This is a genomic window from Gymnodinialimonas sp. 57CJ19 (assembly GCF_038396845.1).
GTDB lineage: Bacteria > Pseudomonadota > Alphaproteobacteria > Rhodobacterales > Rhodobacteraceae > Gymnodinialimonas.
In genome coordinates this window covers 972510-989585 of sequence record NZ_CP151587.1, presented here as the reverse complement: position 1 = coordinate 989585, position 17076 = coordinate 972510, and the positions used below count along the sequence as shown (strand labels likewise).

The window sequence follows — 17076 nt, the reverse complement described above, 5'->3', positions numbered from 1 at the left end:
CGCACCTAGTTCAGCTGATATTCCAACGGGTAATGGCCGTTTCGGAATTCCCCGAACAGATCGGGAAGGTCCGGGTGGCTCACCGGCTCGCCGGTATCGTCGGGCACAAGGTTCTGCTCCGACACATAGGCGACGTAGTAAGTTTGGTCGTTCTCGGCCAACAGGTGGTAGAACGGCTGGTCCTTCAGGGGGCGCGCCTCTTCCGGGATCGCTTCGTACCATTCCTCGGAATTTGAAAATTCCGCATCAATATCAAAAACAACCCCGCGAAACGGGTGCTTCTTGTGACGGACAATCTGTCCGATATTGTATTTGGCTTGTGTCTCAAGCATGGATTGCCCCCAGAACTTACTGAAATTTATTACCGAACCGACACCGGGTTTGTCCATCCCGACGCGCCGTTCCACAGGGAAACAGTCTGTGAACCTAGCTTTCGCCGTCCTCGAAATCACCGCGCCCGTCTTTGTTTTGGGGCTCGCTGGTTTCGTTTGGGTCCGCCGCGGATTCGACTACCCGACCCAGTTCGTGACCCGTCTTGCCATGACCCTTGCGGTGCCCTGCTTGATATTCACGGCGCTGATCAACGCCGACATTGAACCGAGCGCCCTTGCGGCCCTCAGCCTCGCGGCGGGCTTGTGTTACGCCATCGCTACCGCCGCTGCCTTTGCCATTGTTCGCCTGTTTCGCCTTAATATGCAGGCCTATCTGGCCCCGCTGACCTTCGGGAACACCGGCAACCTCGGCCTGCCGTTGGCGCTGTTTGCCTTCGGCGATACCGGGCTGGGGCTCGCGATCGTGGTTTTCGCGGTCATGGCGATTATCATGTTCACCGTGGGCCTCTGGATGGTCGCCGGGGTGCAGAATCCCCTTCGCGTGTTGAAAGAGCCAATCCTTTGGGCCTCGATCCTGGGGGTCCTGGCCCTGGTCGTCGGCTGGCAACCGCCTACGGTGGCGTTGAATGCACTGACGTTGATTGGCCAAATGGGCATCCCGCTTATGCTGTTGACCCTCGGGGCCGCTGTGGCCCGCCTGAAACCCGCCCGTGTGGTTACCGCGTTCGGCCTTTCGGCGATCAAGCTGTCGGTGGGCCTTTCCGCCGGCATTGGCGTGGGCCTTGCCGTGGGCCTGTCCGGTGTGCCGCTGGCCGTGTTGATCCTGCAAATGGCAACGCCCGTGGGCGTCACCTCTTACCTCATGGCCGAGCGGTATCAGACCGACCCCGACGCCAGCGCCAGCCTTGTGGTGACCTCTACGCTTCTGGCGATCGTTGCGCTTCCGATCACGCTTTCGTTTCTTCTGCCCGGATAAGGTAATCCACCAGTTTTCCCGTATGGATTTTTGGTGTATAGTCAGGGTTAACGCGCCGAAAAAATGGCGCAACCCAGAGGCAGAGCAGGCCAATGTATAGACGAACTCTTTTGATAGGCCTTACGGCCTCTCTCGCGGCGTGTGGGTCGCGGGAATTTGATTCCCCCCGTAACCTCGATGACGCCTGTGCCCTCGCGGACGAGCGCCCCCATTACATGCGGGCCATGCGCCGGGCCGAGCGGAACTGGAACGTCCCCGTGCACGTACAAATGGCCGTGATCCATCAGGAAAGCCGATTTGACGGCGATATCCGCCCCCCCTACCGCTATGCCTTGGGCGTGATCCCCATGGGGCGCCAAAGCTCGGCCATCGGCTATTCCCAGGCGCTGGACGGCACGTGGGATGAATACGTCGACGCGACCGGGAACCGAGGTGCCAACCGCACCGACATCCGCGACGCCACCGACTTCATGGGCTGGTACATGAACCTGACGCTGGAGCGGAACAACATTCCCCTCACCGATGCGCGCCGCCAATACCTTGCCTACCACGAGGGGCACACGGGCTACGCGCGGGGCAGCTACAACTCCAAGCCATGGCTCATCGCTGTGGCCGCCCGTGTGGAAGCGCGCGCAGAGCGCTACCGGGCGCAGTTGGCAACCTGCTAGGTTGCCGGATCTGCCAGCGCAGGCGGGGGTCTCAGCCCCCGTTGCGCGCGTTGATCTCCTGCGGGATCGAAAAGTAGCCTGCGGGAATGCGCCCGCCTTGCCGAAGCGCACCCAGGATCACTGTCGTCTGAGCCCCGCCCTCATCGGTGATGACCCATTGGCGCAGTTCAATCGGGTTCGGCGTGAATACCAGCGCGATTGAGCCGACGTTGGGGCGTTGCGGATCACGGGCCACCACACGGGTCGCGGTGCCGTCAAAGGTGTGATCTGTGACCATCCCCGATTGGCCGAGGTTCACGTTACGCTCCAAGATGATGCGAAGGGGCGTTTCAGACAGCGGATATTGCTCGGGCGGGCCCGAGGCGCGACCATCGAAAATTGCCACCTGGCTGCCACCCGCCATGACCAGCAGATCATCGCCATCATAATCAAAGCGCACCCGTCCGGGGCGATGGATATAGACCGTCCCCGTTGACACGGTGCCGTCCGAGTTGATCTGCGTAAAAGGGCTTTCCGCCGTTTGCATCGCGTTGAGATACGCGGACAAATCCGCCAAGGGGATCGCATTGGCAAAAGCCGCAGAGGCGCCCGCAAGGGTGAAGGCGGCGGTGGCACCCAGAAGGTTCCGGCGTGTGATCGACATAAATTATGCTCCGATTCGAAAGACTTGCCCTGAATATAGGGATGCCGCCGCCGCTATGCGATAACAGCGTGCCGTCACATATTATCAACACCCCGCGACCGCGGAAAACAGCCTACTCTTGGTGGCCGGAACTTCCCTTCGCGGACCGCCCCTTTAGTGAGACATCAAGACCGGCACCTGTGTCTTTGCCATCACATCCGTCGTGACGCCGCCAAACACGTCATGGGAGAACTTCGAGTGCTCGTAAGCGCCCATCACGATCAGATCGGCCCCGATATCTGTCGCGGCTTGCAAGATGGTGGCCCCGATACTGCCGGATTTCTTCTGCGGTTGATGAACCGCATTGATCCCGTGCCGTTGCAGATTGGCAATCAACCGATCCGTGCCCGGTGGCACTGTTTTTCCAACCGTCAGAACCGTCACCTTGCCCTTGCTCTCCAGCATCGGCATCGCATCCCCAATCGCCCTTGCCGCGGCGCGTTTGCCATCCCAGGCGACAGCCACATGGGTCGACAGGCCCGGCGCATCATAGGACTTCGGCACGACCAACACGGGCCGTCCCGATTGCAGGGCGATCATATCAGGGCTCGCGGCCATGTGCCTGTCAGCATAGTCATCCGTAGGAGGAGCCGTGATAACCATGTCAAACGTCCGCGCGTAACTGGCGACCGAGCCGCCGTCCTGTTCGACTATGTCAGTAAAATCAGCGGCGTCAGAGCGGCCATTCTGCGCAACCAGATCAAGGAACACATCCTTCGCCCGCTGCACGCCCGCCGCTTCATTCTGCCGGATCATTTCCAAGACCTCCCCTGGAATTTGCCCGCCCAACACCCGCATGACCGGGGGGCGTCCGTGGCCGACAATTCCCGTCAGCCAAGCGTCATGTTCGGTGGCGATCTTTAGCGCGTGGCGAAGCGGGCTTTGCGACGAATCCCAGCCGGAATACGCGATCAATAGGTTCTTGATGGACATGGGACGTTTCCCTTTCACTCTGCCGTCGCAAGATCACCGGCGATCTCGCGTGTTCACAAAGGATGTATCACAGGGAAAGGTAGAACCGCTTTGTCTCAGATCAACTCGCGGCAGCCATGCCGCGAGGACCGATCGTCGTAGGCGATCGGGAGGAGCCGTCTGAGGCGCTTTTGTCCTGCAACTCAGTCCTGCTCAGGCACCAAGATTTCGCGCTTACCCACATGGTTGGCCGAGGACACGAGGCTGTTTTCCTCCATCTGCTCCACCAAACGCGCCGCCTTATTGTAGCCGATGCCCAACTTGCGCTGGATGTAAGAGGTCGAACACTTGCGATCTTTCACCACAATTGCCACCGCCTGATCGTAAAGCGCATCTTCTCCGCCCGTATTGCCGCCCGTATTCAGGCCCAACACCGCATCAATGTCGCTTTCCTTGTCGTCATCGGGTCCGTCCAGGACGCTCGACGCATAATCCGGCGGCCCGAAGGATTTCAGGTGGCGGACGATCTCCTCGACCTCCTCATCGGAACAGAACGGCCCGTGGACGCGGGTGATCTTCGCGCCGCCCGCCATGTAAAGCATGTCGCCCATACCCAGAAGCTGCTCGGCCCCCATCTCTCCCAGGATCGTGCGGCTATCGACCTTGGAGGTCACGTGGAAGCTGATCCGCGTGGGGAAGTTCGCCTTGATCGTGCCGGTAATCACATCCACCGACGGACGCTGCGTGGCCATGATGATGTGGATGCCAGAGGCCCGCGCCATCTGCGCAAGGCGCTGGATGCAGGCCTCGATCTCCTTGCCCGCGACCATCATCAGGTCGGCCATCTCATCGACGATCACGACGATGAACGGCATTTTCTCGGGCATGTATTCTTCCGTCTCGAACACGGGATCGCCCGTCTCGTCGTCGAAGCCGGTCTGGTAGGTGCGCGAGAACATCTCGCCCTTGTCCAGCGCATCCTTCACGCGGCTGTTGTAGCCGTCGATGTTTCGCACGCCCATCTTGGACATCTTGCGGTAACGCTCTTCCATCTCGCCCACGGTCCACTTCAGCGCCACGACGGCCTTCTTGGGGTCCGTCACAACGGGCGAAAGCAGGTGGGGAATGCCGTCATAAACGCTGAGTTCCAGCATCTTCGGGTCGATCATGATCATCCGGCAATCTTCCGGCTTCAGCTTATAAAGCAGCGACAGGATCATCGTGTTGATTGCCACCGATTTACCGGACCCCGTCGTACCCGCGATCAGCAGGTGAGGCATCTTGGCGAGGTTGGCGATAATCGGATCACCGCCGATATCCTTACCCAGCGCCAGCGGCAGGCTGGCGTTGCCGTCGCCGAAATCACGGTGGCTGAGCATTTCACGCAGCACCACCATTTCGCGGTTCTGGTTCGGCAATTCGATCCCGATAACCGTGCGGCCCGGCACCGTGGAAACACGGGCAGACAGCGCCGACATGGACCGGGCGATATCGTCGGCCAAGCCGATCACGCGCGATGCCTTGAGGCCCGGCGCGGGTTCAAGTTCATACATCGTCACAACGGGACCGGGGCGCACGCTGACGATCTCGCCTTTCACGCCGTAGTCATCCAACACGTTTTCCAGCATCCGGGCGTTCGCCTCCAGCGCCTCATCGGACAGGTGGTGGCGCTCGATCGTGGTGGGGCTGGTCAGCAGCGTCAGCGGCGGGAATTCATAAGGCTCCGGCTCGGACAGGGGCAAGGAGGGCTGGCTATCGGCCTTGGCTTGGCGCGATTGCGCGGGGGCCTTGCGCGACGGTTGCTGCACGACCCGGCGCGGCTCTTCCTGCGCGGCAGGAACGGCGCGACGCTGGATACCCGGTTGCACTTGTGGCGCGGCAGCAGGGATGGGGGCCGGTTGCGGCTCGGGGCGGTGCAACTCAACAGGCTCAACCTCGGCCATGGGAGCTTCGGGCGCTTCAACCGGGGCCTGCGCCGCGGCAGCCGTCAAGGGAGGCTCTTTCCGGTTCAGGCTTGGAATGCGCGAAGGCGTGCCCGGCGTCACACGAGCACGGGCCGCGATATCGGCAATGGTGTTGCCGGTTTTGGGCGCTTCTTGTGGGCTACGGCGCGCCCGGATCGCATCCGAAATACGCGAGCGTACACGGTCGGGCCCCACGGGCTCTTCCTGTAGGTCTTCCACCAACATGGGATCGGCATCGGGCAGCGGCCCTTCAAGCGTGGGTTCAGGCTCCCGGCGCAGACCGGGCATCCGAGAGAACAACCCTTGCGGCGCAGCGGCAGGTGCAGGCGCGGCGGCGGGTTCCCCATAGGCGGGGTCGGCGGCAGCACTCAGGACCGGCTCAACCGGGACATCAGCACGGTGAACACGGGGCTGCCCCGTGGTGGTGTACGATGGATCAACGGCCAAGGGCGCAGCCTGCGCGGCCAAAGCTGCACGACGCGCGGCACGGCGATCTTGCAAGGCAACCGCAGTGGCCCCTGCCCCACGGCCAAGCCCGCGCATCGTTGCCATTACCGCCGTTCCCGTGGCGATCATGCCCACCAGCAGGAACCGCAGGGTCAAACCAAGCTCTCGTTGAGTGACGCCCAGAACGAACAGGACCATCGCTGCCGCCAATAGAAACGCAAGGAAAGCGGCCACTTTGATGCCGATCTGCGGCGGCATGGGCAACGCGCTGAGCACTGCGCCAAGGATCGTATCGCCGAAAAGGCCACCGGCCCCAAAGGAATGCGACCAGCCCACAGGCGGCACATGGCTGGCGGCATAAATCGCGGCCACGGCAATGGCGATCGGCAGAAACAAGACGCGGCCCAAGGCGCGTTCTTGCCCGCGATGCAGGATGAAGCGCGCACCCCATGCAAGGGCTGCCATGGGCAGAACCCAGGCGGCGAATCCCATGATCATCATCAAGACGGCAGCGATCGACGCGCCCCCGCGCCCCAAAAGGTTTTCCGGCGCGGCATCGGTGGCAGCCATCCAATTGGGGTCTTCGGGCACGTAACTCCACAGCAACGCCGCCAAGGCAAGGCCAAGCCCCACAAGCGCCATGCCACACATTTCTCGGCCGCGTCGGGCGAGGATTTCGTGCATATATCCGTCCAAAAGCGGCTCTCGCTGGCGGGTCTGATAGGCCATTATCGTGCCTCCTCAATCATACAGCGTCTTGCGGATCAGCATGAGCCCGCGACGCATTTCTTCTTTTTCAGCAACCATCGCGACGCGGATCTTGTCATGGCCCGGCGTCACGCCGTCCACTTCGCGCGCAAGGTAGGAGCCGGGCAGAACCTTCACACCCGTCTCTTGCCACAGCTTCACCGTGGCCTGTTCGGCATCTTGCACCGGAAGCCACAGAAAGAACCCGGCTTCGGGGCCTTTGTAGCCCTGCACATCCCCAAAAACCTCATCGGCGATGGCGTATTTTTCTTGGTAAAGGGCGCGGTTCTCCACCACGTGATCTTCGTCGCGCCATACGGCCTCGGCCACGGCCTGAAGCGGCAGGGGCAACGGCGCACCGGAGTAGGCCCGCAATTGTTTAAGCCGCGCGATGTTCTGCGGCCCCCCGGCACAAAAACCCGACCGCAAGCCCGGCAGGTTGGAGCGTTTTGACAGCGAGTGGAAGATCAGAACCCGTTCAGGGTCAGCACCCATCTTTTGGGCAACCTGAAGCGCCCCTGTGGGGGCATCATCTCGGTAAATCTCGGAATAGCATTCGTCGGCGAAAATCTTGAAGTCGTGCTTTTCGGCCAGCGCTATCAGGGCTTCCCAATAGGCCTCGGATGCGACAGCGCCCTGCGGGTTCGCCGGAGAGCAGATATAGGCAATCGCCGTGCGGTCCAGAATGGCCGGATCAACGGCATGAAAATCGGGCAGGTCGCCGGTCGCCGCGGTGGCGGGCAGGTACATCGGCTCTGCGCCCACTGAAAGGGCGGCCACGGCGTAGACCTGATAAAACGGGTTCGGGGTCAGAACGACAGGCTGTTGGCCGTTCTTCTGTTCAGGGCACAGCGCCATGCAGGCGTTATAGAGCCCTTCGCGCGTGCCATTGAGCGCAAGGATTTGTGTCACCGGGTCCACATCGACGCCATAGCGTTGGCCCAACCAATCGGCCTGCGCCGTGCGCAACGCCAAGGTGCCATCGTTTTCTGGATATTTCGCAAAACCCTGGATGCTGTCGGCCAACACCTTGTCGATCCAGGCGGGAAACGCATGGCGAGGCTCACCAATGGTCATCAAAATAGGGTCGCCGCCCGGCTCCATGCCGTCCAACAACGTCCGCAAACGCGGAAACGCATATTCAGGGAGGTTCGAAAACCGCTCCGGAAAAACCATAACTGCCTCATTTTCGGGGTCATTAACGCCCCGTTAGCCATGATGATAGCGAACGGGGCGGCGCTGGTCCAGAAAAACAGCCGTGTTTCCAGAGGGGTGTGGCGGTTAGGCCAATGCGCCCTCTGCCGCTTTCGCCAAACGCAGCAAACGTGCGTCGTCACCGGGGGGGCACATCAGCATGATCCCCGTCGACGGCACGCCCGTGGGCAAGGTCACAGCGCAAACGCCCATGAGGTTCCCGACACGGGTATTGCGCAGGGTCAAAAGGTTCTCGGTCACGAAATAATCGTTGTCACTGTCGAGCCGCGCGACGTTGGGTGGCAGGTTCGCGGCCGAGGGGATCAGCACCGCGTCATAGCCCGCCGTTGCCGCATAGTACTGCTTCCGCAGCACGCGCAGGCGCTGCCACAACGCGACGAAATCGGCGGCCAGAACATCTGCGCCTTGGCGGAAACGGGCGCGAATGCGGTGGTCCATCTTCTCTGGATCAGCCTCAATCACCTTGCCCCAAGTCCCGTAAGCCTCGGCCGTATAGAGCGACAGGGTGGTTTCCATCGCCTCGTTCACCGCCGGAACATCCGCGGTCTCGATGGTCGCGCCCGCGCCAGATAGCCGCTCGACCGCCGATTGGAATGCCGCACCGGGGGCGTCGCGCACATCGGTGGCATAGGGGTTCAGCACCAGCATCCGCGTGCCCTTGAGCGTGGCCTCGGCCAGGTCCGGCGCAGCGGTGTTGCCCATGACGGCGAACAGCTCGGCGCAATCTTCTACCGTGCGGCACAGCGGCCCGGCGGTGTCGAAGCTGGCCGCAAGGGGCACGACGCCCTCTAACGACAAAGCGTTATGGGTCGGCTTGAAGCCCACCAGGTCGTTCCACGCAGACGGCAAGCGGATGGAGCCGCCAGTGTCCGATCCGATGCCCGCCGCCGCCATGCCAAAAGCCACCGACGTCGCCGCCCCCGAGGATGATCCGCCGGGCGCAAGCTCTGGGTCATGAACGTTGGGCGGTGTCGCGGTTGAGGGGTTCACCCCAAGGCCCGAAAACGCCAGTTCCGTCATATGGGTTTTGCCAAGACACACGAGGCCCGCACGGGTGGCGTTTGCCAGCACCTTGGCATCGCGCTTGGGGACGCGACCTTCCAGAAGCTTGCTGCCCGCCTCGGTCACGGTGCCTGCCGTGTCGAACAGGTCTTTCCAGCTGATCGGCACGCCGTCCAGCAACCCGCGCCGAATGCCTTGCTTGGCACGATCGTGGGCGGCAATCGCCTCGGCCAAGGCGCGGTCGCGGGTTTGGCGTGCGTAGATACGGCTGCCAAAGGGGAGTTCCTTGGCGGCCTCCAGGTAGGCTTCCGTGATCGCAACGGGGTCCACCTCGCCCGCCCCGATGCCCCGCCCAATCTCGCTTGCGCTTTTTGTCAGCCAATCCATCACGTCCCCCCCATTTGTCGCCGATGGACGCTAACGACGACGCGCCACATGGACAATCCCCCACCGCGCACCATAGTTCAGGGTATGGAACAACGCGATGCAGATATTCTGATTGTTGGCGGGGGGTTAAACGGCCCCTGCCTTGCCCTCGCCTGCGCCTCTGCGGGCCTTTCCAGCATTGTCTTAGATGCTTTGCCCACCCCCACCCGGGAAGACGCGGGCTTTGACGGGCGCGCCTATGCGCTGGCCTTGGCGTCGGTGCGGATGCTGGATGCTTTGGGCATCTGGAACAGCGTGGAGGACCACGCGCAACCGATGCTGGAGATCAAAGCCTCGGACGGGCGGGCGGGCGAAGGGGCCGCGCCGTTCTTTCTGCATTTCGACCATGCCGAAATCGAAGAAGGCCCCATGGGGCACATGCTGGAAGATCGCTACCTCCGCCGCGCCTTGCTGGACGCGATGGCGGCCGAGCCGCTGATCACCCACCGCGCGGGCGCGCGGGTTGTGGCCCAGAATACCAGCGGTGTCGCCCGGGTCACGCTAGAGGACGGAGAAGTCTTGCGCGGCGGCCTGCTGGTAGGGGCCGATGGCAAACGGTCGGGCGTGGCAGAACGCGCCGGGATCAAGCGCACGGGCTGGGACTATGGCCAAACCGCGCTGGTGTGCGCCGTCGATCATGCCCTGCCCCACAACGGCATTGCGCATCAGTTCTTCATGCCCGGCGGCCCCTTGGCGATCCTGCCGCTGCCGGGAAACCGGTCCTCCATCGTGTGGTCCGAAACCGAGCCACGGGCCTCTGCGCTGGCCCGTGCCGATGATGGGAAGTTCATGGCCGCCCTGCGCCCGGCTTTCGGCGACTTTCTGGGCGATATCAGCCTTTCGGGCGCGCGCTTCAGCTATCCGCTAACCCTGTCGCTGGCGCAGTCTTTCGTGGCGGAACGGTTGGCCCTTGTGGGCGATGCGGCTCATGGGGTTCACCCGATTGCGGGGCAAGGGCTGAACCTTGGGCTGCGCGATGTCAGCGCCTTGGCCGAAACCCTAGCCGACGCCAAACGGCGCGGAGAGGACTTTGCCCGCCGCGATGTGCTGGACCGCTACCAGCAGTGGCGGCGCTTCGACACCGCGGGGCTGGCCGTGGCGACAGATACCGTTAACCGCCTGTTCTCGAACGATAACCCATTACTGCGGGCAGCGCGTGACATTGGAATGGGGGCGATTGGAGCCTTCCCTGATCTGCGCCGCCGTTTCATCCGAGAGGCTGCTGGCCTCAACGGTGACCTCCCCCGTCTGATGCAGGGGCGGGCGCTGTAAGGCGCGGGGAATCCTCCGCTTTGGCACGGGCGGCCCATCCGATAGGATAGGGTCAACCCAGGCCACCAAAGGACACATCATGACGGGACCAAAGCTCACATCAATGATCGTATTTGGCACGTTGAGCCTGCTGTTTGGCGCGCTGTTCTCCGTTGGCCTGAACGGGGTCGGGACAGCGTTTTTGGTGGGCGTGATCGTGGCCGGGGCGACTTGCGCATTCATCTGGTTTGCAAAGACAGGCCGCCAAGCCTTTGCGCGGGGCTTCATCGGCCTTGGCGCGGTGTTTTTGATCGTCCCCGTTGCGGCGCTTTCAGGCTTAGGCGACCAACTGGTGGAGACCTCGACCGCTGTGATGGAGAACGGCGGGACCTTCACCGATGAGGATGCGAGCATGCTGTTCTTATCCACGCTTTTCGCCTCGGCGGGGCTGCTTTTCGGCATGTTCGCGGGCTTCATCCTTGTGCTGATCGGCGGCCTGATGCACCGCAACAAACCCGCAGGGACCGCACCATGAAGGCCCGCAACGGACCTGCCATTTTGATCGTCTTCTGCCTTCTGTGCTTTGCCGTCTGCTGGTTCACGATCACTGCGCTGACCACGCCGGGGCGGGCCATTGGCAGCGGGATCGTGGCCGCTGCGGCTGCCGGGATTTTCATCTGGTTTGCCACCACCACCCGCCACGCCATCGCGCGCGGGTTGATCGTGTTGGGGGCCACCGCCTTTGCCGCCCCCATCGCCGCGCTTCAAGCCGTGTCCAATGATCTTATCTTCTCGGCCTTCAACGAGGACGCTAGCCCAGAGCGCTATGTCACGTTCGACGCTGTCATGCAGATCGCTTGGCTCAACGCCATGATTGGCTTCTTCGCCGCCGTCGTGTTGTTGATTATCGGCGGGATCATGCACCGCCCGACGCGTGAAAAGGGCGGCACCGCGCCCTAATCCAGCTTGCGGGCTTCTTCTTCCAACATGATCGGAATGCCGCCCCGGATCGGATAGGCAAGATGTGCCGCCTTGGACACCAGTTCCTGCCGTTCCGCGTCATAGCTAAGCGGCGCTTGGGTCATCGGACAGACCAGCGCCTCTAGCATCCGGCGATCGATGGGGGGCCGGGCTTTCTTTTCGTCGTTCATTGCATCCGCTCCGCATCACTGCCTGCGGCCAAGGCAAATTCAAGCAATGTCACTAGAGTTTCACGCCGGGTGGACAGCGATGGTGCCTCTAGCAAGGCCTGCTTTTCCTCGGGATCAAACGGACACAGCATGGAGAGAGAGTTTATCAGCAACTCGTCCTCGGCATCCTTCAGGCTGTCCCAATCGGTCGACAGGTCGTGGGCTTCAAAATAGCGGTTGAGAAGCGCCAGAAATGGGTCGCGATCAAAAGCGCTGTCGGTTTCGGCGGGGCCGAGATCGGCCTCGAACCCATCCCAGGTTACATCGCAACGGCGATAGGGCATGAAGCCCGAAACCTCTTGAGTGATGCGGAACCGCGACACGCCCCCAAGGGTAATCATGTAGCGCCCATCCTCGGTTTCCGAGAATTGGGTCAATCGGCCGGCACATCCAATATGATGCAGCTTCTCCTCCCCCGAACCCGGGGCCTCGAACGGCTGCACCATGCCGATCAAGCGATGGGGCGTTTTCATCGTGTCCTCGATCATCTGAAGATACCGAGGTTCAAAGATGTGCAGCGGCAAGCGCGAGCGAGGCAGCATCAAAGCGCCCGGCAAGGGAAAGATCGGGACCGTGCCCGGAAGGTCAGCGTGTGTCATCATGCGCATGAACGTAGGCTGATCCTTCCCTCAGGCAAATATCATCGAGCTCAGACGGCGGCGGCCGTTCAAGGCGATGGGATCTTGCGGCGGCAAGGCCTCAAAAATAGTGAATAGTTGCGTCTTTGCAGCCTCGTCATTCCAGGTGCGATCCCGGCGGAAAAGCTCCAGCAGATTGTCCACGGCCTGTTCCACGTCGCCCCCTGCATGAAGCGCCTGGGCCAGCTCAAAGCGCGCGGCGTGGTCATCGGGGTTGGCGTCGACAGCGGCTTGAAGCTCTGCCAAGGGACCGGCGCTTTCGGCCTGTCGGGCAAGCTCGATCTGGGCCCGGATGGCTTCCAGCTCGGGCGCGTTGAAGATCTTGTCGGGCGCCGTGCTGAGCAGTTGCTCGGCCTCATCGGTCTGCCCCATGGCCAGATGCGCCCGGGCAAGGCCCGCCATGGCGGGGGCATTCTCGGGCTCTTCCCCAAGGATCGCGGCGAAGGTTTGGGCGGCATCATCGTGATCGCCCGCGGCCAGCATTTCCTCAGCCGCCTCCAGCGCTTCACCAAGCCCACCGTCTTCCTTCGACATGGCGGCAAGCTTATTCACGAATTCCTTGATCTGGCTTTCCGGCACGGCCCCTTGGAACCCATCGACGGGCTGACCTTCGTGGAAGGCGTAAACCGTTGGGATGGATTGCACCCGAAGCTGCGCGGCGATCTGTTGGTTTTCGTCCACGTTGACCTTCACCATACGCACCTTGCCTTTGGCGGCGGTCACGGCGGCTTCAAGCTGGGGCCCAAGGGTCTTGCAGGGGCCACACCATGGGGCCCAGAAATCCACAATCACAGGGGTGGTTTGGCTCGCCTCTACCACGTCCGTCATGAAGGTCGCGTCAGTGACATCCTTGATAAGATCGGTGGGTGCTGTTGCGTCTGGTGTTGTGCCGAATTCGAGCATTTTGGGGCTCCGTCAATGAAGATGCTACGGGCTATATGCGGCGTCAGGTGGCGCACGCCAAGGGGCTAGAGGTCAAAAGTCGCAAAGACAGGCGCGTGATCCGAGGGCTTTTCCCACCCCCGCGCATGCCGCGCCACCCGAGAGGAATGCGCCGCCGTGGCAATATCCGATGTCGCCCAAACGTGATCGAGCCTACGCCCCTTGTCGGCATTGTCCCAATCGGGAGAGCGGTAGGACCACCAGCTATACAACTTGCCATCGGGGATATCGGCACGGGTCACGTCCACCCAACCGCCGGCCTCCTGCGCCTGGGCCATATGCTCGACCTCGATCGGCGTATGGGAAACAACTTTCAGCAGTTTCTTGTGATCCCAGACATCGTCTTCGCGGGGCGCGATGTTGAGATCCCCCACAAGGATGGATTTCTGTGGTTTGTCTGCATGGGCCCAGTCCCGCATATCTGTCATGTAGTCGAGCTTCTGCCCGAACTTGATGTTCTTTTCGCGGTTCGGCTCATCCCCGCCCGCGGGCACGTAAAAGTTGTGGATTGTCACCCCGTTTTCCAGCTGCCCGGCGATATGGCGGGCATGGTCGAGGCCGGCGAATTCATGCGATCCCGTTTCAACCATCGGAATTTTCGAGTAGATCGCGACGCCGTTGTAGCCCTTCTGCCCGCGCGCCACGACATGGGTGTAGCCAAGGGCGGCAAACACGTCCGAGGGCATTTTGTCGACGGGGCTTTTGCATTCCTGAAGGCAGAGCACATCGGGCGCCTCTTCCGTCATCAGCTGCGCCACAAGGGTCTGCCGGAGGCGGACCGAGTTGATGTTCCAGGTAGCGAGGGTGAAGGGCATGGGGCTGGCTCCGGTTGTGAGGTGCGGCGACGATAGGGATTGGGGCAGGCGTGTCTAGGGGGCGCTGCCCCCTGGGTGCATCGGAGATGCCCCCACCCCCGCGATACTTTTGAAAAGGTGAATGGGGGGGGGGGCGTTATCGGAGGGTGGCGAGCGCCGAGAGCAGGGCCGCGTCGAAGGCCTGCGGGTCCTCGATCATCGGGATGTGGCCGACATCGGGAATGACGGTGAGGGTGCTGTTTGGGATCAAGCGGTGCAGGTTTTCGCCTTGGGGAAGCGGGGTTGTGGTGTCTTCTGCGCCCCAGATGATCGCGGTGGGGAGGGTGATATTCCCGTAGGCGGCCGAAGCGCTTGAGGGGAGGTCGGTGGGGGCGATGAGAAGCGTGGGGAGCCAGGCGGCAAGCGCCTCGGTCGCGCCCTCTAGGCGGCTGGGGCGCGAGAGGACCGAGAGAACCTCATCGGTGGCGGTGTTTTTGCGATGCAGGAAGGCTTGCAGCAGGCGCCGCGACAGGAGTGGGTTGGTGACGGTGGCGGAGACCAGCGTCTCGCGCAGCCAGAGGGGGCGCAGGGGAGCGGGCAGTTGGGCGGCATCGGGGTCCAAGGGGAGCGCGCCGTTGATGATGGTGAGCGAGGCAAAGGCCTCGGGTCGTTGCATAAGTGCCTCGACGGCGGCCCCTGCCCCGAAGGAGTGCGCGACGATATGGGGAGTGATCCCTTCGGCCTCGGCAAATGCCAGGATCCGCGCCGCAGTGGCCGCGCGCCCGTAGTCTTCGCTTGGATCACGGTCCGAGAACCCCATCGGCGGCAGGTCTATGGCGATGGCACGGTAACCCTCTGCCCCCAAAACATTTAACGTGTGCCGCCAAGACCCGGACCAGCCGACAGATCCGTGGATCAACAGCACCGTAGGGCCATTTGCGGGGCCGCGTTCGATGGCGAAGATGCCTTGCAGCGCCGTCGGCACCAGGTGCCCATCGTCAGGGGCGACGTCAGCGGTGACCTCCCCCTCGCGCAGATGAGCGGCAAGACGGAACCCGCCCAGTGTCAGCGCGGCGAGGAGGCTTAGGCAGAGGAGCAGTCTGAAAAGAAATCTCATGGCGTGCATTGTGCCTGATCCTTTTCCCGGCGCAAGCTTGCCCGAAAGGAGATGCCGATGCCCGCCTTGATCCGAGAGAACCGCAATTTCCGCCTGCTGATGTCTGGCGCGGGGCTGTCGAACTTGTCCGATGGCATTGGCGTCCTTGCCTTTCCCTGGATGGCGACGCTTATCACCACGGACCCGCGCGCCCTTGCTATGGTGGCCTTCGCGACCCGGTTGCCGTGGTTCCTTTGGTCCCTGCCCGTGGGCGTTTGGACGGACAGGGCGGACCGCCAGAAAATGATGGTCCGGGCAGATTTGGCCCGCATGGCCTTGGCGTTGGCTGTTGTCGCCTTGATCGTCGCTGGCCCGAGAGAGGCCGCCGGGCCACGACAGATCATGTGGATGATTGGCGGGCTGTCGGCGCTCGCTTTTCTGATGGGTACGGCGGAAGTGTTTCGGGATAACGCCGCGCAAACGGCGCTTCCCAGCATCGTTCACAAGGATCGGCTAGAGGAAGCCAACGGCCAAATCTGGTCGGTGGAACAGGTCATGGGGCAATTCGTTGGGCCACCTCTTGCGGGGCTGTTGATCGCCCTCACCGTTCCCGCGCCATTCGCGTTCGAAGCCCTTGGTTTCGCCTTTGCCGCCTTTGCCGTTTGGGCCATCGCCTTCCCCGCGCGGGGCGCGTTGGCCCCGAGAGACGGCTTCTGGAGAGAGATGCGCGCAGGCTGGATCTGGATCAAAGAACATCGCGTGATCTTGCAACTGGCCCTGATATTGGGCGGGCTGAACGCCGCCCACATGGCGGGCTTCACGGTACTGGTTCTCTATAGCCAAGAGGTCTTGGGCCTTGGCGCGTTCGGGCACGGCATGTTGTTGACCGCAGGCGCGGCGGGGGGCGTTGCGGGCGGTTTGCTGTGCCCCTGGATCGCCGCGCGGCTTGGGTCGTCTCGTAGCCTTTGGATGGCTTTGGCGCTTATGCCGCTCCCGTTTCTGGGCCTTTATCTGACGTCGCAGGTCTGGGTTGCCGTGACCCTTTTGTTTCTGGAAACCTTCGTGGCGGTACTTTGGAACGTCGTTACCGTATCTTTCCGCCAACGGGTCATCCCCGATGCGCTTTTGGGCCGGGTCAACTCCATCTACCGGTTCTTTGGTTGGGGGATGATGCCCCTTGGCGCCTTGGCAGGCGGCTGGATCATGGCGATTGCAGAGCCTTCGATGGGCCGGGAAGGCGCCCTGCGCCTTGTGTTCCTGCTATGTGCGGGGCTGTTTGTGGGGCTATTTCTGTATGGCGTGGCGCGGTTGCGATTGCCCCGCGCCTGAGCCTGTCAGTATTGAACGACTTCAATCTCCAACCCGTTGGCGTCATGGAAATAGAACCGTCGCCCCGGCGCATAGTCCCCGTGGCTATGGGGCACCATTCCAAGGCCTTTCACCCGCGCCTCGACCGCGTCCAAATCGGCCACCACAACGCCCAAATGGTTCAGCCCATTTACTCGCCCGTATGAGCTTTCCGCCCGCTGCAACGGAGCCTTGGGCGCATAAAGGGCGACGTAGCTGTCATCGCCCCCCACATGCACCGAATGGCCGCCATCCTTGGCCGGGCCTTGCCAACGGATTTGCCAGCCAAAAAGGGTGCGTAGCATGTCAGCCGTCGCCTCTGGCTCGGGGACAGTGATGTTGAGGTGTTCAAGTTGCGATTGCATCGGTCGGCTCCTGTTTCATAAGACGACTCACCTGATACGACCTCAGGTAAACTTGAGGTAAAGCGATTTCTCAAAAAAAAGC

At 62.2% G+C, this 17076-nt stretch carries 18 protein-coding genes; 6 read left to right on the top strand and 12 right to left on the bottom strand.

Annotated features, from left to right (window positions below):
- Positions 1-5 precede the first annotated feature (5 nt).
- Positions 6-332 carry a heat shock protein HspQ gene (gene hspQ / locus AADW23_RS04835; protein WP_341863399.1) on the bottom strand — a complete coding sequence of 109 codons (327 nt, stop codon included), beginning with the start codon at positions 330-332 and terminating at the stop codon, positions 6-8.
- A gap of 88 nt (positions 333-420) precedes the next feature.
- Between hspQ and AADW23_RS04830 the strand changes: the two genes are divergently transcribed.
- Both AADW23_RS04830 and AADW23_RS04825 read left to right on the top strand, forming a co-directional pair.
- Positions 421-1308, top strand: coding sequence for an AEC family transporter (locus AADW23_RS04830; protein WP_341863398.1), 888 nt, complete (start codon positions 421-423; stop codon positions 1306-1308).
- Between the two features lie 92 nt (positions 1309-1400).
- Positions 1401-1976 carry a lytic transglycosylase gene (locus tag AADW23_RS04825; RefSeq protein ID WP_341863397.1) on the top strand — a complete coding sequence of 192 codons (576 nt, stop codon included), beginning with the start codon at positions 1401-1403 and terminating at the stop codon, positions 1974-1976.
- 31 nt (positions 1977-2007) lie between these two features.
- Here AADW23_RS04825 and AADW23_RS04820 read toward each other — a convergent pair whose 3' ends face one another.
- From AADW23_RS04820 to AADW23_RS04800, 5 genes are all read right to left on the bottom strand, one after another.
- Entirely contained in the window at positions 2008-2619 is a 612-nt protein-coding gene (locus AADW23_RS04820) for an outer membrane lipoprotein carrier protein LolA (RefSeq protein ID WP_341863396.1), read from the bottom strand.
- Between the two features lie 153 nt (positions 2620-2772).
- Positions 2773-3591 (bottom strand): universal stress protein, encoded by an 819-nt coding sequence (locus AADW23_RS04815; protein WP_341863395.1) that lies wholly within the window; start codon positions 3589-3591, stop codon positions 2773-2775.
- 182 nt (positions 3592-3773) lie between these two features.
- Positions 3774-6710, bottom strand: coding sequence for a DNA translocase FtsK 4TM domain-containing protein (locus AADW23_RS04810; protein WP_341863394.1), 2937 nt, complete (start codon positions 6708-6710; stop codon positions 3774-3776).
- 12 nt (positions 6711-6722) lie between these two features.
- Positions 6723-7904 (bottom strand): aminotransferase class I/II-fold pyridoxal phosphate-dependent enzyme, encoded by a 1182-nt coding sequence (locus AADW23_RS04805; RefSeq protein WP_341863393.1) that lies wholly within the window; start codon positions 7902-7904, stop codon positions 6723-6725.
- 105 nt (positions 7905-8009) lie between these two features.
- The gene (locus tag AADW23_RS04800) at positions 8010-9332 is read right to left on the bottom strand and encodes an amidase family protein (RefSeq protein WP_341863392.1); all 1323 of its coding nucleotides are present in this window, start codon (positions 9330-9332) and stop codon (positions 8010-8012) included.
- 48 nt (positions 9333-9380) lie between these two features.
- On the opposite strand from AADW23_RS04800, the gene AADW23_RS04795 reads away from it, so the two are divergent.
- The 3 genes from AADW23_RS04795 (at position 9381) to AADW23_RS04785 (ending at position 11582) form a co-directional block, all read left to right on the top strand.
- The gene (locus tag AADW23_RS04795; RefSeq protein ID WP_341863391.1) at positions 9381-10643 is read left to right on the top strand and encodes an FAD-dependent monooxygenase; all 1263 of its coding nucleotides are present in this window, start codon (positions 9381-9383) and stop codon (positions 10641-10643) included.
- Positions 10644-10722: 79 nt separating this feature from the next.
- Complete coding sequence (locus AADW23_RS04790; RefSeq protein ID WP_341863390.1) at positions 10723-11157, top strand: hypothetical protein; 435 nt, start codon at positions 10723-10725, stop codon at positions 11155-11157.
- Positions 11154-11582: a hypothetical protein gene (locus AADW23_RS04785; protein ID WP_341863389.1), complete on the top strand. Its 429-nt coding sequence runs from the start codon at positions 11154-11156 to the stop codon at positions 11580-11582. The genes AADW23_RS04790 and AADW23_RS04785 overlap by 4 nt, the downstream gene beginning before the upstream one ends.
- Here AADW23_RS04785 and AADW23_RS04780 read toward each other — a convergent pair.
- The 5 genes from AADW23_RS04780 to AADW23_RS04760 all read right to left on the bottom strand — a co-directional run bounded on the left by AADW23_RS04780 (position 11579) and on the right by AADW23_RS04760 (position 15303).
- Entirely contained in the window at positions 11579-11773 is a 195-nt protein-coding gene (locus AADW23_RS04780; RefSeq protein ID WP_341863388.1) for a Trm112 family protein, read from the bottom strand. The genes AADW23_RS04785 and AADW23_RS04780 overlap by 4 nt on opposite strands.
- Complete coding sequence (locus AADW23_RS04775; protein WP_341864274.1) at positions 11770-12414, bottom strand: LON peptidase substrate-binding domain-containing protein; 645 nt, start codon at positions 12412-12414, stop codon at positions 11770-11772. Before AADW23_RS04775 ends, AADW23_RS04780 begins: the two co-directional genes overlap by 4 nt.
- A gap of 27 nt (positions 12415-12441) precedes the next feature.
- The gene (trxA, locus tag AADW23_RS04770; protein WP_341863387.1) at positions 12442-13353 is read right to left on the bottom strand and encodes a thioredoxin; all 912 of its coding nucleotides are present in this window, start codon (positions 13351-13353) and stop codon (positions 12442-12444) included.
- Positions 13354-13418: 65 nt separating this feature from the next.
- Positions 13419-14207 carry an exodeoxyribonuclease III gene (locus tag AADW23_RS04765; protein ID WP_341863386.1) on the bottom strand — a complete coding sequence of 263 codons (789 nt, stop codon included), beginning with the start codon at positions 14205-14207 and terminating at the stop codon, positions 13419-13421.
- A 136-nt stretch (positions 14208-14343) separates the two neighbouring features.
- The gene (locus AADW23_RS04760; protein WP_341863385.1) at positions 14344-15303 is read right to left on the bottom strand and encodes an alpha/beta hydrolase; all 960 of its coding nucleotides are present in this window, start codon (positions 15301-15303) and stop codon (positions 14344-14346) included.
- A gap of 57 nt (positions 15304-15360) precedes the next feature.
- Between AADW23_RS04760 and AADW23_RS04755 the strand changes: the two genes are divergently transcribed.
- The gene (locus tag AADW23_RS04755; protein WP_341863384.1) at positions 15361-16611 is read left to right on the top strand and encodes an MFS transporter; all 1251 of its coding nucleotides are present in this window, start codon (positions 15361-15363) and stop codon (positions 16609-16611) included.
- Positions 16612-16616: 5 nt separating this feature from the next.
- On the opposite strand, the gene AADW23_RS04750 is transcribed toward AADW23_RS04755, so the two are convergent.
- Positions 16617-16994 carry a VOC family protein gene (locus tag AADW23_RS04750; protein WP_341863383.1) on the bottom strand — a complete coding sequence of 126 codons (378 nt, stop codon included), beginning with the start codon at positions 16992-16994 and terminating at the stop codon, positions 16617-16619.
- Positions 16995-17076 lie beyond the last annotated feature (82 nt).

Bases quoted from the DNA above. Each gene is read 5' to 3' on its own strand.
- AADW23_RS04815 (WP_341863395.1), bottom strand. From the start codon at position 3,591: ATGTCCATCAAGAACCTATTGATCGCGTATTCCGGCTGGGATTCGTCG.
- AADW23_RS04825 (WP_341863397.1), top strand. From the start codon at position 1,401: ATGTATAGACGAACTCTTTTGATAGGCCTTACGGCCTCTCTCGCGGCG.
- AADW23_RS04765 (WP_341863386.1), bottom strand. From the start codon at position 14,207: ATGCCCTTCACCCTCGCTACCTGGAACATCAACTCGGTCCGCCTCCGG.
- AADW23_RS04805 (WP_341863393.1), bottom strand. From the start codon at position 7,904: ATGGTTTTTCCGGAGCGGTTTTCGAACCTCCCTGAATATGCGTTTCCG.
- AADW23_RS04775 (WP_341864274.1), bottom strand. From the start codon at position 12,414: ATGATGACACACGCTGACCTTCCGGGCACGGTCCCGATCTTTCCCTTG.
- AADW23_RS04795 (WP_341863391.1), top strand. From the start codon at position 9,381: ATGGACAATCCCCCACCGCGCACCATAGTTCAGGGTATGGAACAACGC.
- AADW23_RS04785 (WP_341863389.1), top strand. From the start codon at position 11,154: ATGAAGGCCCGCAACGGACCTGCCATTTTGATCGTCTTCTGCCTTCTG.
- AADW23_RS04790 (WP_341863390.1), top strand. From the start codon at position 10,723: ATGACGGGACCAAAGCTCACATCAATGATCGTATTTGGCACGTTGAGC.
- AADW23_RS04750 (WP_341863383.1), bottom strand. From the start codon at position 16,994: ATGCAATCGCAACTTGAACACCTCAACATCACTGTCCCCGAGCCAGAG.
- AADW23_RS04820 (WP_341863396.1), bottom strand. From the start codon at position 2,619: ATGTCGATCACACGCCGGAACCTTCTGGGTGCCACCGCCGCCTTCACC.
- AADW23_RS04780 (WP_341863388.1), bottom strand. From the start codon at position 11,773: ATGAACGACGAAAAGAAAGCCCGGCCCCCCATCGATCGCCGGATGCTA.
- AADW23_RS04800 (WP_341863392.1), bottom strand. From the start codon at position 9,332: ATGGATTGGCTGACAAAAAGCGCAAGCGAGATTGGGCGGGGCATCGGG.
- AADW23_RS04810 (WP_341863394.1), bottom strand. From the start codon at position 6,710: ATGGCCTATCAGACCCGCCAGCGAGAGCCGCTTTTGGACGGATATATG.
- AADW23_RS04760 (WP_341863385.1), bottom strand. From the start codon at position 15,303: ATGAGATTTCTTTTCAGACTGCTCCTCTGCCTAAGCCTCCTCGCCGCG.
- trxA (WP_341863387.1), bottom strand. From the start codon at position 13,353: ATGCTCGAATTCGGCACAACACCAGACGCAACAGCACCCACCGATCTT.
- AADW23_RS04755 (WP_341863384.1), top strand. From the start codon at position 15,361: ATGCCCGCCTTGATCCGAGAGAACCGCAATTTCCGCCTGCTGATGTCT.
- hspQ (WP_341863399.1), bottom strand. From the start codon at position 332: ATGCTTGAGACACAAGCCAAATACAATATCGGACAGATTGTCCGTCAC.